This is a genomic window from Pedobacter sp. GR22-10 (assembly GCF_026239715.1).
Taxonomy (GTDB): Bacteria; Bacteroidota; Bacteroidia; order Sphingobacteriales; family Sphingobacteriaceae; genus Pedobacter.
In genome coordinates this window covers 1,108,707-1,123,094 of record NZ_JAPIVR010000001.1, presented here as the reverse complement: position 1 = coordinate 1,123,094, position 14,388 = coordinate 1,108,707, and the positions used below count along the sequence as shown (strand labels likewise).

The 14,388-nt window shown below is 39.2% G+C and carries 10 protein-coding genes; 4 read left to right on the top strand and 6 right to left on the bottom strand.

What is annotated here, in order from left to right; all coding sequences use genetic code 11:
- The first annotated feature begins 23 nt into the window (after positions 1–23).
- Positions 24–2,399 carry a penicillin-binding protein 1C gene (gene pbpC / locus OQX64_RS04730; RefSeq protein ID WP_265817853.1) on the top strand — a complete coding sequence of 792 codons (2,376 nt, stop codon included), beginning with the start codon at positions 24–26 and terminating at the stop codon, positions 2,397–2,399.
- Between the two features lie 158 nt (positions 2,400–2,557).
- On the opposite strand, the gene OQX64_RS04725 is transcribed toward pbpC, so the two are convergent.
- From OQX64_RS04725 to OQX64_RS04710, 4 genes are all read right to left on the bottom strand, one after another.
- The gene (locus OQX64_RS04725; protein ID WP_265817852.1) at positions 2,558–3,250 is read right to left on the bottom strand and encodes a lysoplasmalogenase; all 693 of its coding nucleotides are present in this window, start codon (positions 3,248–3,250) and stop codon (positions 2,558–2,560) included.
- Between the two features lie 73 nt (positions 3,251–3,323).
- A complete protein-coding gene (locus OQX64_RS04720) occupies positions 3,324–3,521 on the bottom strand; it encodes a hypothetical protein (RefSeq protein WP_088302692.1) in 198 nt (65 codons plus the stop codon).
- 299 nt (positions 3,522–3,820) lie between these two features.
- Positions 3,821–5,245, bottom strand: a complete 1,425-nt coding sequence (locus tag OQX64_RS04715; RefSeq protein WP_265817851.1) for a glycoside hydrolase family 125 protein — start codon at positions 5,243–5,245, stop codon at positions 3,821–3,823.
- A gap of 12 nt (positions 5,246–5,257) precedes the next feature.
- Positions 5,258–6,334 (bottom strand): glycoside hydrolase family 76 protein, encoded by a 1,077-nt coding sequence (locus OQX64_RS04710; protein WP_265817850.1) that lies wholly within the window; start codon positions 6,332–6,334, stop codon positions 5,258–5,260.
- A gap of 381 nt (positions 6,335–6,715) precedes the next feature.
- On the opposite strand from OQX64_RS04710, the gene OQX64_RS04705 reads away from it, so the two are divergent.
- Positions 6,716–7,903, top strand: coding sequence for a DUF1624 domain-containing protein (locus OQX64_RS04705; protein ID WP_265817849.1), 1,188 nt, complete (start codon positions 6,716–6,718; stop codon positions 7,901–7,903).
- Positions 7,904–7,997: 94 nt separating this feature from the next.
- Here the strand turns inward: OQX64_RS04705 and OQX64_RS04700 are convergent, their stop codons facing one another.
- Positions 7,998–10,283, bottom strand: a complete 2,286-nt coding sequence (locus tag OQX64_RS04700; protein ID WP_265817848.1) for a GH92 family glycosyl hydrolase — start codon at positions 10,281–10,283, stop codon at positions 7,998–8,000.
- A gap of 270 nt (positions 10,284–10,553) precedes the next feature.
- Between OQX64_RS04700 and mnmA the strand changes: the two genes are divergently transcribed.
- Both mnmA and OQX64_RS04690 read left to right on the top strand, forming a co-directional pair.
- On the top strand, positions 10,554–11,645 hold the full coding sequence (gene mnmA, locus OQX64_RS04695; RefSeq protein WP_088302700.1) for a tRNA 2-thiouridine(34) synthase MnmA: 1,092 nt from the start codon (positions 10,554–10,556) through the stop codon (positions 11,643–11,645).
- 143 nt (positions 11,646–11,788) lie between these two features.
- Positions 11,789–13,606, top strand: coding sequence for a glycoside hydrolase family 15 protein (locus tag OQX64_RS04690; protein ID WP_265817847.1), 1,818 nt, complete (start codon positions 11,789–11,791; stop codon positions 13,604–13,606).
- Positions 13,607–13,617: 11 nt separating this feature from the next.
- Here OQX64_RS04690 and OQX64_RS04685 read toward each other — a convergent pair whose 3' ends face one another.
- Positions 13,618–14,388: an SDR family NAD(P)-dependent oxidoreductase gene (locus OQX64_RS04685; protein WP_088302704.1), complete on the bottom strand. Its 771-nt coding sequence runs from the start codon at positions 14,386–14,388 to the stop codon at positions 13,618–13,620.

The following is a 14,388-nucleotide window of genomic DNA, read 5'->3' as shown; positions in this document are numbered from 1 at the left end:
GGTTTCTAATTTTATAAAATAGTATGTATAAAACACCAAAAGCATTTCTTATCACAGATATCATTTGTATCATCTTGCTATTGGTGTTTTTATTGCTTTTACCTTCAAAACTTTTTAAATCTCCAACCTCTTTTGTGGTAGAGGCCAGTAATGGAAATCTACTGAGTGCAGCCATTGCCAGCGATGGCCAGTGGCGTTTTCCAGTGGCTGATTCTGTGCCTGTAAAATTCAAGGATTGTATTATTGCATTTGAAGATAAACGATTTTACAATCATTTTGGTGTTGATTTCCTCGCCATGAGCAGAGCCATGCGGCAAAACTTTCGGGCAAAAAGTGTAGTGAGTGGTGGCAGTACCTTAACCATGCAAGTGATCAGATTATCAAGAAAAGAAGATAGAACCATATGGCAGAAGATTTATGAAATGATCCTCGCTTTCAGGCTGGAACTCAAATATTCCAAGCAGGAAATTATTGGTTTATATGCTGCTAACGCACCTTTTGGTAGCAATGTAGTGGGATTGGAAGCTGCAAGCTGGCGTTATTATGGCCGTAATGCAAAAACACTCTCCTGGGGTGAAATGGCTACCTTAGCTGTTTTACCCAATAGTCCGTCATTGGTTCACCCCGGAAAAAATTCAAACCGGTTAATCAAAAAGCGAAATGATTTATTAGATAGGTTAGCAAAACTTAAGTATATAGATCAGGGAACGGCAAACCTGTCAAAGCTGGAACCTATTCCTGGAAAGCCCATGCCCCTGCCACAAAATGCACCGCATTTGCTAAATCGATTCAAGGCAGAAAGAGCGAGTTTGGAAATTAATTCTACCCGAATTACCACAACGCTGAATGAGGATATACAACTTAAAGTGAACGCCATTCTAAAACGCTATAATAATCGTTATCGTTCAAATGACATCAATAATATTTCTGCATTAATTCTTGATGCCAAAACCGGTACGGTGGTCAGCTATGTAGGTAATATTTATCAACCTGAAAATACAGAACTGCTTAGTCATGTAGATATGATCAAAGCACCAAGAAGCCCGGGAAGCACCTTAAAGCCATTGCTCTACGCCAGTATGTTAAACGATGGCTTTATTCTGCCGCACACCCTGATTCCGGATGTGCCCACGCAAATTGCTGGTTATTCCCCTCAAAATTATGATTTGGGTTATGATGGTGCCATTGCCGCCGATAAGGCTTTAAGCCGCTCCTTAAATATACCAGCAGTGAAAATGCTACAGCAGTATAAGTATGAAAGGTTTTACGATAAGCTAAAAAAACTTGGGATCGGAACATTAAATCAACCGGCAGATCACTATGGTTTATCTCTTATTTTAGGCGGCAGCGAAGTAACCATGTGGGATCTGGCAAATACTTACATGGGGATGGTGAGAACTTTGAACCATTTTAATGCCTATAAGGGATTATACGACCCTAATGATTATAAGCAAGCAACCTATTATCATCCTAAGCAAGATCCTGACAAAGATGATCAACGTAACTCTTTTTTAGATCATGGAGCCATTTGGGCAACATTTAATGCTATGGAAGAAGTCATGCGTCCGGGCGATGAAGGCTTATGGGAACAATTTTCTTCATCGCAAAGAGTAGCCTGGAAAACAGGTACAAGCTTTGGCTTTCGCGATGCCTGGGCATTAGGCTTAACGCCCAGTTATGTTGTTTGTGTGTGGGTGGGCAATGCAGATGGAGAAGGCAGGCCGGGTTTGGTAGGCATAGAAGCTGCCGCTCCGGTTTTATTTGATCTGTTTAGGTTATTGCCTAATGGAAAATGGTTTGAAACACCTAAAACAAAACTTAAAAAAATCAAAGTGTGTAAGCAAAGCGGTTACAAGGCCGGAGAATATTGTCCCGATGTGATAGAAGATTGGGTACCAGTTGCCGGAGAAAAAACCGCTGTTTGTCCCTTTCATAAAATTATTCATTTAGACAAGACCGGAACTTATCGTGTTACTGATCAATGTGAAAGTGTAACCAACATGCAGCATAAAAGCTGGTTCATTCTTCCCCCGGCTATGGAGTATTATTACCGGATTAAAAACAGTGACTATAAAAATTTGCCACCTTACCTTTCTGGTTGTGATCTATCCGGTGGAAATAATGTGATGGAGCTCATCTATCCAAAAAATGGCGCTTCAGTTTATATTCCGCTTGAATTAAATGGAACACGGGGAAAAATCGTTCTAAATGCGGCACATCGAAATCAAGGTTCTAAAATTTACTGGCACATTGATCATGAATATATCGCTACCACCACCAATTATCACCAATTGGCTGTTAGTCCGCCGCCAGGAAAACATACACTGACTTTGGTAGATGAAAATGGAGAAAGACTGGTGCAGGTTTTTACAGTGATGGATAAGGATAAAAAGAAATAGCGAGGTTATATCTTGGGAAGTTTTAACGGCAAAAAAAAGAAGATTTCCGCAAAGAATAAAAAATTAGGCGGGTTATTTTTTCACCACAGAGGGTAAAGAGATTTACACAGCGCACACCAAGAACTTGTAAAAGAAATAAAATTTGAGCTCGATACGCGCTATATCTCCGTTTGCTTCACCACCAATTCCCGCACCACTGTTCCATAAACGATCAGGTATTGCGCTAACATATAGCTGGCCATGATTAGTATGCCTGCCTGCGGAATAGGCCTGCTAAACTTATTAACTGCCAATACACTATCTGATAAAAGAAAGAGTAATGCGCCCATCAACACCAACTTAAAACTACTTAAATTCACTTTCCCATAACGGTTAAGTGCCATAATCGCCATGAATGTAATGATGATGGCATACATTAAAATAGCAAACTGCCAGGCACCGAGGTGAGGTTGTAAGTAAAAGAATAAGCCCATACAGAAGATAATTAATGCACCTGCACCCCACAAAAAAAACGGACTTCTAAACTCTGGATTAGATTTATGATCAAGTGTAAAAGCCCTGATATAGAAGATGTGACAAAGCAGAAATGCAAACAGTCCATAATTAAAAAAGCGTCCATTCCCTGCTGGTAACATTAAAAAAATATCACCAGCCAAACTGAAAATTAAACCTGTAAATATTCTTTTATGGAAACGGCCTTTAAGATGAGTAGCTACATACAACCAAATCAATAATATCATTATGATGAATGGTTTAGAAACTTGGCTCAACAAAATATGTCCTGCTGTTTCTGCATACAACTGAACAAGATATACCAATGAAAAAATGAAGGCAAAAAGTTTAGTTTTCATTAAAATTTACGAATCGAAGAACAAATTTAATGTTAATACTTAATGCCAGGAAATGGTAATGAAGGTATTCTGGTTAGCAAACCTGGCGAAGTTTTTTTGCCTTAATCTCGCCGCCCTCCTGAAGTCCAAAAATTAACATTAAAAATTCATCAGTTTCCTGAATGGCAATATTAACCACCACACCTGATAATCCACTTTCATCACTTATAGTATCACCCACCTTAATTTCCAGTAGTGTTGATGTTGGAATGTTATCATTTAAAACAGTCATGATATTGATATATTTATATAAATTAATTTGTCGGTAAAACAAGCTTAATGAGCTACATTTTAAATTTCACAGGAAATTAAAATATTCTTTAGGCCAGCTTCCCCTAAACGCTGGCAAAATTGAACATATTTTTAATAAGGCAAAGCATTAATCGTAAAGAAATTTGGTTTTCTTGACAAGCCAGTGAGACGGCTTTTGAGAAAAATGCACCAATACCGTTTTACAGCGAGATCGAAAACGAAATGTATTTTAAGCTAAAGGCCTTCACAAAAATGAATGGCCTTTAGCAAAATATTGTATTAAACGGTTAAAAGTGAGGGCTTCTCATGGTAGGTTCTCCATAGCAGTTCACCAAATAAGGTGTTCGACCAAGCAAACCAGTCACGGGTAAATTTAGCCGGATTGTCTTTATGAAAAGATTCGTGCATAAAACCTTTGCCGGCATGAGTTTTTTGTAAAGTACTGATACAATATTTGATTTCTGCATCATCTTTTGATGTTAATGCCCTCATCGTAATGCTCATTGGCCAGATCATATCCTGACCAACATGTGGTCCGCCTATTCCTTCAGCAGCAGTACCTTTAAAAAAGTATGGATTATCTTTAGACAACACAAATTTCCTTGTGTTTTGATAAATCGGATCATCGGCACTCATCGCACCAAGATAAGGCAAACTTAACAAGCTGGGTACATTAGCATCGTCCATCAAATAATTACTTCCAAAACCATCGGTTTCAAAAGCGTAGATTTTGCCATATTTTGGATGCGCCACAATTGCATGTTTTTGCAAAGCCTTATTTACCTCATCCGCCAGATTAAGCAAATTGCTTTCCAAAGTTTGATCACTTTGAAGTGCCTTAATCATTTCAGCTGCTTGCTTCAGACTGGATACGGCAAAGAAATTTGAAGGTATTAAAAATGGAAAAATGGTTGCATCATCACTTGGGCGAAAGGCCGAACAAATCAATCCGACCGGATTTACGGGAAAACCATATCCAGCCATTGGTAGTGAATCTGTTGGTTTGTTAGTTTCACGTTGAAAATGATACGGGCCGTGATCCGTTTTACGTTGCTGCTCTTTAAAGGTTTTTAGAATGGTTTCTATACCCTTCTTCCAATTGGCATCAAATGGTGCTTTATCACCTGTTTTTTTCCAATAATGATAAGCTAAACGAATGGGATAACATAACGAATCGATTTCCCACTTACGCTCATGTACACCTGCCTGCATGGCGGTATCATCTGTTTTCCATTCACCAACTTTATTGGCATCGCCATAAAAAGCATTGGCATAAGGATCTTTCAGCACACATTTCGTTTGATGATTGATCACTCCGGCAATTAATTTCTTAAGGGCTTCATCTTCATTTACGAACTGTAAATATGGCCAAACCTGGGCCGAGCTGTCCCTTAACCACATGGCATCTATGTCTCCGGTGATCACATAAGTATCCGGACGACCATTTTTTTCTGAATAATAAACGGTGGTATCTAATGTATTCGGAAAGCAATTTTCAAATAGCCAGGCCAGCTCAGGATTTTTAACCTTCGACTGGAAAGTTTTTATAGCATCATCTACAGCTTTACTTTGAAAATGCCTTTTTCCTGCCGGAACGCGAACTACCGGAAACGCCGGAGCAAAGTCTGCGGCAAACGAAAACTTGGACGCCACTACTCCTGCTCCAAGCAAGCCTGTATTTTGAATAAATGTTCTTCTTTTCATTAATTTATATTTTTACGATTTGGTTAAATTTAAAGTCGCCAGCCGGGCATATATTTCCAGTATTCCGGCTTGCTGCAACAAATTTTTATCAGTTTCCTTTCCTAAAAGATTTCTTTCATCACGTTCCGTTTTCCAAACACGTTCTGCATCATTAATAAAGAATGCCAGGCGTGATGCATTTTTTTCAACGGAGTACAGCGCGAGGTAACCTCTAAGTAAAACAGCATTAAACCAGTAATGATCCGGCAGTTTTCCATTTTTATAAAATCGTTTTTCAGCAGCAGTGGCAATAAATTTTGCTTCTTTGAGGTATTTTTCATCCTTTGTGATTTTATATAGCAGCACATTCGATTCCAGCATCGTACCCGTATTGTAAGTGTAGGTAGCAGAATCTATTTTTAATGATGAAACCTTTATGGCATCAAAATAAATACCATCAGGCCCCCTTAAGGTTTTATTTGTCCAGTTATAGACCATTAACGCTGTATCCAGATACTTCTTTTCCTTGGTAGCCTGATATAATCCGAGCGAAACTAAGATATTAGGCCCATTTGAACAAGTGTTTTTGGAGGTTTTCTCATCTTCTTTCCAGTATAAACCCCCACCGGTTTTTTCATCATATCCCGTTAAAAGCCAGGTATAAATTTCTTTTGCCCGGTTAAAGTAAACTTTGTTTTTGGTACGGCTGTAAGCATCGAGGTAAGCAATGGCAATCCATTGATTATCATCATAAAATCGACTGCTTTTTTCAATGTAGGATTGATAGGCTGGTGCAGGAGATGTTTTGGTATAATACTGATCAATCGCTTTCATCACTGGCTGCATCCCGTGATCATTTTTTAATACCTCTGTTTCATTTTTAGCCTGAATCAATGCACAAAGTGGCCATAAATAAGAATATGGTTTTTCGGTTTTTCCAATGTTTTCCAGGTATAGTCCCTTATCCTTCAGGTAAAAATAACGATCTATATTACCTTCGATAATCTTAATGCGTTGTAAATATTCAAATCTACTAACTTGTGCAGGTGAATTGATCCAGCAGGAAATCAGCAGTAAAAAGCCGGTTAATACTTTAATGATGTGTTGCATTTAAAATTATCAAATGTTAATCCCGCTTTATACCGATCATGGTTAGCCCTTAAGAAGATTCAGGTGATCGGCATTTGGTCAGAACTTAACAAATATTAGAATATTTTTTAAAAGATCAAAATTAAAAACATACATTTTGACATTCCTAAATCGATTTTATGAATCATTATGGGTGATTGATCTGAAATAGCAATATATCATCAATCAATATAAATAAAGCTGCATTTATCGGTTAAATCACCGCCACAGAAATATAAAAAGAGCAACAAGATCACCAGATAAAAAGAAACATGCATTGCTTAAATCAATGCTTCATTTAAGCGGAATCATTCAGCATGCTTTTTTATCTGGATTTTATATCTTTAAATAGATTATATAAATATGAATACAGATCATTCCCTGCCTTCAAACCGCATCTTATCTATTGATATCCTGAGAGGAATAGTAATGATTGTTATGGCACTTGACCATACACGTGATTTTTTTCACATATCGGCCGTAACAGGTAATCCGCTCGACCCGGCCACCACAACCGGGGCGTTGTTTTTCACCAGGTGGATTACCCATTTCTGTGCACCAATATTTGTCTTTCTTTCAGGTTTATCAGCTTATTTATCTGCTCAAAATAAAACTCCGGCAATAGCAGGTAAATTTCTGATTAAGCGTGGGCTATGGCTTATCGCAGTTGAAATTGTGATTGTGTCATTAGGGTTAACCTTTAATCCATTTTATCATTTTATCATTCTGCAGGTCATTTGGGCCATTGGCTGGAGCATGATTCTGCTGGGGCTGATAAGCAGATTATCATATAAAACGGTATTAATTATTGGGTTAATCCTGGTATTTGGGCATAATATCTTAAACCTGTTGCCAGTACCTCAAAATCCTACCTGGGCAATGATATTAAAAGTAGTATTTACCGCATTTGGAACAGTGCTACCCATATCTGACCATCATTTAGTTGGGGTATTTTATGCCATTCTACCCTGGACGGGCATCATGTTTATCGGTTATGCCATAGGCAGCTGGTACAAAAAAGGATATGATGGTGCGCGGCGTAAAAGAAATTTAATCCTCACAGGTTGTTTAACCACCCTACTATTTTTGGCTTTAAGATGGATTAACTTTTATGGCGATCCCGCTCCTAGAAAAGAATATCTTGATCTTTTCCGTAACATGCTTTCTTTTTTTAATGTAAGTAAGTACCCACCTTCCCTGCAGTATACCTGCATGACTTTAGGTCCCGCGATGCTGTTTTTGGCTTTCTCAGAACGTTTAAAAAATATCGGAAGCCGGATTTTTGCTATTTATGGTTCAGTCCCCTTCTTCTATTATATATTGCACTTTTACCTGTTGCATACTTTTCTGGTTATCGCTTTTTTTGCAACAGGCTTCACAGGGAAAGATATTGTTCAGATTCCATTTTATTTCAGACCAGTCAATTTCGGCTTTAACTTAATAGTGGTCTATCTGATCTGGTTTTCAGTTGCAGCGTTACTCTATCTTCCCTGCAAATGGTTTAAAAGATATAAACAAACGCACAGGCAATGGTGGCTGAGGTACATTTAAGTTGATGCCCCAACATGTAATCAACAAATTGAAGAACAAAAAAAACCGCTGGCAAAACCAGCGGTTTCATATCAAAAACCTAAACAATTAAATATTATTTTTTAGGTTTGGCACTCATGTAGAAAGTCAGCTTTCCGCCAGCTGTAATATCAGTATGTTTAATGCTATGATTCGTAATCTCTTTACCATTCAGCATCACTTTTTGAACATATACATTTTTATCACTTTGGCTTAAAGCCTCTACCGTAAATGTTTTATTATTTTCTAATTCTATTACCGCTTTGTTCACCAGCGGGCTACCCAGTGCATATACATCTGATCCCGGAGCTACAGGGTAAAAACCCATAGCCGAAAACATATACCAGGCACTCATTTGTCCGCAATCATCATTTCCACCTAAGCCATCGGCAGTAGGTTTGTATTGCATGTTTAAGATGTGGCGGATTTGTGCTTGGCCTTTATAGGCCTCATCCGTCCAGTTGTACAGATAAGCTACATGGTGAGCGGGTTCATTTCCATGTACATAACCGCCGATGATACCTTCACGGGTAATGTCTTCAGTGTGGGCAAAAAATTCGTCCGGCAGGTGCATGCTGAAAAGAGAATCCAGGCGTGCGGCAAATTTCTTTTTACCCCCCATAACCTCAATCAGGGAAGTGGGATTATGAGGCACAAAAAAACTGTAATTCCAGCTGTTACCTTCAATAAAACCTTGCCCCTCGGTATCCTTTGGATCAAATTTTTGCTTAAATGTTCCGTCAGCCAATTTAGGGCGCATAAAGCCAGATGCCTGATCATAATTGTTTCTCCAGTTTTCTGAACGCTTAATAAACTCATTATAAACATCCGTACGATTTAATTTTTTAGCCAATTGTGCTATCGCCCAATCATCGTAGGCATATTCTAAAGTATTGGAAACAGATACACCACTTTTTTCAGCCGGGATATAGCCCTTATCCATATAATAACCTATTCCTTCGTAATCCCGGTGTTTTGCGGTTACTACACAAGCATCAAGTGCCTGATTTGGATCTCCGTTGTAAGTGCCTTTAATAATAGCATCCGCAATTACTGAAACACTATGATATCCGCTCATACACCAGTTATCATTGGCGTAGTGTGACCAGATGGGCAACATGTGTAAACTGCTCTGATCATAATGGGCCAGCATCGATTTGACCATGTCATTGCTGCGACTGGGCTGCACCAGGTTGAAAAAGGGATGCAATGCCCGGTAAGTATCCCATAATGAAAATGTAGTGTAATTGGTAAAGCCTTCAGCTTTATGAACACCCTGATCCAAACCCTTATATTCGCCGTTTACATCAGTATAGGTAGTTGGATTTATGAAGGCATGATATAAAGCCGTATAAAAGTTAATTTTATTGGCGTTTGAAGTGGTTACCTGAATTTTATTCAGCTCTTTATTCCAGGTAGCTTGTGCTAGTGATTTTACTTTTTCAAAATCCCACCCTGAAATTTCAGTTCGCATATTTTGCAAGGCATTTTCCTGACTTACCGGAGATAGCGCAAACTTAATTTTCACCTGCTCTCCTTCTTTTGTATCAAAATCAAAGTACATTTTAATTTTTTTACCCGCTATTTCAGGAAAATTCTGCTCCTGGTTAAATTTACCCCAGAAACCCCGGTAGGCCTGTTTAGCATCATAGCTCTTTCTTCCGTAACTTTTAAAGGGTTTAGAGAAACTCATGGCAAAATAAACTGTCCGGGTACGTGCCCAGCCATTTGTTTGGCGATAACCTGTAATCAGGGTATCATTAACTACCCGAACGTAAGTCCAGACTGTTTTATCTTCGTAATTATAGATGCCCGCCATAAGATCCAGAATAATATGCGATTGATCTGATTTTGGGAAGGTATACCGGTGCATGCCTACCCGGTTGGTTGCCGTTAATTCTGCAGTAATGTGATGATCATCCAGCTTTACCTTATAATAACCGGCTTCAGCAGTTTCATTGGCATGAGCATAGGCAGAACGATAACCACTCTCAGGTCGATCTGCCGTACCCGGATTTAACTGCAGTTTACCTTGCGTAGGCATAATTAAGAAATCACCCAGATCTGAATGCCCTGTGCCACTAAAATGCGTATGACTAAAACCCACTATGGTTTTATCCTCATACTTATAACCTGCACAATACTTGTATACATCACCATTATACTTTCCATTCACTTCATAAGATAAAGTATCGGTTTCAGGGCTTAACTGTACCGCTCCAAAGGGTACTGTTGCCCCCGGATAAGTATGTCCCATTTTAGAGGTACCAATAATGGGGTTCACATATTGCACTAAATTCTGTTGTGCGGTGGCTAAAAATGCCGATAAAAGCAAACAAGGGAGGATAATTTTTTTGATCATGGATGTATTAAATTGAACAATTTCAACGAAAATTCTAAGGTATAAATTAAAATTGGAATCTACTTAAACATAAAACTAAAACGTTTAACTTAATTTTATATCTTTAGATTTCATCCATCTAAACCTGTATTCACAAAATCTATTTGATGTTTGATGTAGCATACACCTTACGCTGCCCTGCTTCTCCTTCAGCGGCTTTTTACAACGAACTGACTTGCTTTAAAAAATTTCAGGTAAATAAACCTTATTTTTGCAGGCAATAATTTAGAAATGAGTAAACACGGTAGAATTCTGGTGGCCATGAGTGGCGGGGTTGATAGTTCGGTAGCAGCGGTAATGTTGCACGAGCAGGGTTATGAGGTAATCGGACTGACCATGAAGACCTGGGATTATGCCAGTTCAGGGGGCAGCAGTAAGGAAACCGGATGTTGTTCACTTGACAGTATAAATGATGCCCGAACGCTTGCGGTTAACTATGGTTTTCCGCATTATATTCTGGATATTCGCGATGAGTTTGGCGATTATGTAATCGATAATTTCGTAGATGAATACCTTGCCGGAAGAACGCCTAACCCTTGTGTGTTGTGCAACACCCACATTAAATGGGAAGCATTATTAAAACGAGCCAATAAACTGGATTGCGAATTTATCGCCACCGGGCATTATGCCAATATCCGTCAGCAAGACAGCGGAAGATATGTAATTTCTAAAGGTAAAGACGAAAATAAAGACCAGTCTTATGTGCTTTGGGGTGTATCGCAGGAAAACCTCTCACGCACCAAGTTTCCTCTAGGAAGTTTTGCCAAATCAGAAATCAGGCAAATGGCATTGGATATGGGGCAGGAAGAACTGGCTAAAAAATCAGAAAGCTATGAAATTTGTTTCGTTCCTGATAATGACTACCGTGCCTTTTTAAAACACAAGGTAGAAGATCTGGAAGATCGTGTAGCTGGAGGAAATTTCATTTTAAGCAACGGAATGGTCGTTGGACAACATAAAGGTTATCCGTTTTATACCATTGGCCAACGTAAAGGTTTGGGCGTAGCATTTGGTGAACCTATGTTTGTAACGCAGATATTACCAGAAAGTAATACTGTAGTTTTAGGCCGGGCTGACGAACTGGAACGTAAGGAGGCCATGGTGCGCAATCTTAACCTGATTAAATATGCCAGCATAGAAGAGCCCATGGATAATGTTATCACCAAAATCCGTTACAAGGATGCGGGTATGCTAAGCACTATTGTTCAGGAGAAGGATAAAATGCGTGTTGTCTTTGATCATAACGTTTCGGCCATTGCGCCAGGCCAGTCTGCCGTATTTTATGAAGGAAATGATTTGCTAGGCGGTGGTTTTTTAATTTAATTTTTACATATCAAGATACGGATCCCGGCTGGCCACAGTCGGGATTTTTTTTGCATTAAATCTTAATTCCAATTTACAACCAAACAAAAAGTAGGTAATTCGCTTTGTTAAGGTAAACTTTATTAAATCATACTACCTTAAGCATGAATCACATCAAAAGACCATTTCAGCCGATAGAAAACTATGGCATTATCGGAAATTTAAAAACGGTGGCACTGGTTTCACTAAATGGTTCAATTGATTTCATGTGTGCGCCAAAATTTGATTCGCCTTCTGTATTTGCAACCATGCTCGACAGGCAGAAAGGTGGCTATTGTGCCATAGAACCTGAACTGGAAAATTTCACAACCAAACAGCTATACTTTCCTGGTACGGCCATTTTACTCACCAGGTTTTTTTCGGATACCGGAATTGCAGAACTGACTGATTTCATGCCCATATCAGAAGGTAAAGACTTATCAACAAGTGCCATTGTCAGAAAAATTAAAACCATCAGGGGCTGTATTAATTTTAAGTTCAGTTGCGTACCCCGGTTTGGTTATGCACAAAGCGAGTATAAGGCTTATAGTGATGAAAATCACCTCATTTTTGATTGCCCTGATGAAGAATTAAAAATTAAAGTTTCTGCAGATGTACCGCTGCTACTGAGAAAGGCAAATGGCTATGCCGAGTTTACACTCCAGGAGTCTGAAACGGCAACGATTGTACTCGAATTTTTAAAACCGGAAGAAGCTGGTGAGCAACTCGCCTACTATGCTGATCACGCTTACCATGAAACCAAAGATTTTTGGGTAAAGTGGATTAGCAAAACGAGTTATAAAGGGCATTATGGTGAATTGATTAAACGATCTGCCATTACACTGAAATTGCTCACTTCTGCAGAATTCGGTTCTGTGGTGGCCGCACCAACTTTTGGACTGCCAGAAACACTGGGAGGTGATAGAAACTGGGATTACCGCTTCACCTGGATCCGTGATGCAGCCTTTACCATGTATGCTTTCCTGGCCCTTGGTTTTAATGAAGAAGCCACTGCATTTATGGACTGGATTTTTAACCTTTGCCAGAAAATTGACCTGCAACTCATCTATCAGATAGACGGCAACCCAAAAATCGAAGAAAGAGAACTGGAACATTTTGAAGGTTACCGTAAATCAAAACCGGTACGCATTGGCAATGCTGCAGCAAACCAGGTTCAGATTGACATTTATGGTGAACTGATTGACACCATTTATATCTATAATAAGTCATACAAACCAATTACATATCAATTCTGGATGCTCATTGAGAAACAGATTGAACAGGTAATCAAAAACTGGAAAAAGCCAGATCATGGTATCTGGGAAATCAGGACCGCAGAAAAAGAATTTTTACATACCCGCCTGATGTGCTGGGTAGCCATGGACCGTGCCATTAAAATTGCGGAGCATCGTTCTTTTCCTTATCCCGAAGCGGAATGGCATAAAATCAGAAGTGAAATCTACCAAGATATTTACCATAATTTCTGGAATGAAAAACTGGGTTCATGGGTTCAATATAAAGGCGCAGAGCAGGTTGATGCCAGTGTATTGTTAATGCCGCTGACGCATTTTATTTCGCCAATAGAACCTAGGTGGCTTTCGACCATGAAAGTGATTGAAAAGGAATTGCTTTTAGATGTACTGGTTTACCGTTACAAAAATGGCGAAGAAAATTTTGATGGCCTGGAAGGCGAAGAAGGCACATTTAACATGTGTTCTTTCTGGTTTATCGAATCTCTTGCAAAAAGTGGCGAACTGGATAAAGCCGTGGAATATTTCGAGAAGATGATCAGCTATTCTAATCACCTTCTCTTATTTAGTGAAGAACTGGGTAAAAAGGGCGAACACTTAGGTAATTTCCCTCAGGCCTTTACGCATCTGGCCCTTATCAGTGCCGCTATTGAATTGAACAAACAGCTGAACAGAGAAAGCGGAAAAGACTAAGGTTCAAATATTTATTGTTCCTCATAATGATAAGTTAAACCACCGTCTACATAATAGGTTGATCCTGTTACGTAGGCGGCCTCGTCTGATGCCAGAAAAGCCACAACCGCTGCCACATCATCTACTGTACCCATCCTTTTCATTGGAATATTTCCGATTACTTTTTCCAACTGCTCCTTATCATTTAAAAGATCCTGATTAATGGGGGTAGATATGGCACCTGGCGCCACATTGTTCACCCTGATGTTAAATGGAGCCAGTTCAGTCGCCAGATTGCGGCTTAGCATCTTTAATCCGCCTTTACTGGCACAGTAAGCTGCAAAATGCGGGAAAACTATTTCTTCGTGCACCGAACTCATATTAACAATAGTACCAGGTCTTTTTTCTTTCCTGCAATAATTAACAAAAGCCTGCATGCCAAAAAATACCCCTTTTAAATTGGTATCCATCACCAGGTCATAATCTTCTTCCGTTACGTCCCAAAAATCTGCCTTTGTTTCTAAACCTGCATTATTCACCAGAATATCCAGTGCACCAAAAACATCAATGGCATCATGAACAAGCTTAATTACATCTTTAGTATTGCTCACATCAGCAGCTAAAAATTCTGCTCTTCCGCCCATTGCTTTAATCTCGGCAATTAGCTCCTCTCCACGTTCGTCGAATTTTCTACCATTTAAAATGATGTCGGCTCCTTCTTTGGCTAAACGCAATGCACAGGCTTCACCTATCCCCTGACTACTACCGGTAATTAATGCTATTTTATTTTTAAAACGTTTCAT

Coding starts and splice junctions, on each gene's coding strand:
- pbpC (WP_265817853.1), top strand. CDS start 24: ATGTATAAAACACCAAAAGCATTTCTTATCACAGATATCATTTGTATC.
- OQX64_RS04725 (WP_265817852.1), bottom strand. CDS start 3,250: ATGAAAACTAAACTTTTTGCCTTCATTTTTTCATTGGTATATCTTGTT.
- OQX64_RS04720 (WP_088302692.1), bottom strand. CDS start 3,521: ATGACTGTTTTAAATGATAACATTCCAACATCAACACTACTGGAAATT.
- OQX64_RS04715 (WP_265817851.1), bottom strand. CDS start 5,245: ATGAAAAGAAGAACATTTATTCAAAATACAGGCTTGCTTGGAGCAGGA.
- OQX64_RS04710 (WP_265817850.1), bottom strand. CDS start 6,334: ATGCAACACATCATTAAAGTATTAACCGGCTTTTTACTGCTGATTTCC.
- OQX64_RS04705 (WP_265817849.1), top strand. CDS start 6,716: ATGAATACAGATCATTCCCTGCCTTCAAACCGCATCTTATCTATTGAT.
- OQX64_RS04700 (WP_265817848.1), bottom strand. CDS start 10,283: ATGATCAAAAAAATTATCCTCCCTTGTTTGCTTTTATCGGCATTTTTA.
- mnmA (WP_088302700.1), top strand. CDS start 10,554: ATGAGTAAACACGGTAGAATTCTGGTGGCCATGAGTGGCGGGGTTGAT.
- OQX64_RS04690 (WP_265817847.1), top strand. CDS start 11,789: ATGAATCACATCAAAAGACCATTTCAGCCGATAGAAAACTATGGCATT.
- OQX64_RS04685 (WP_088302704.1), bottom strand. CDS start 14,388: ATGAAACGTTTTAAAAATAAAATAGCATTAATTACCGGTAGTAGTCAG.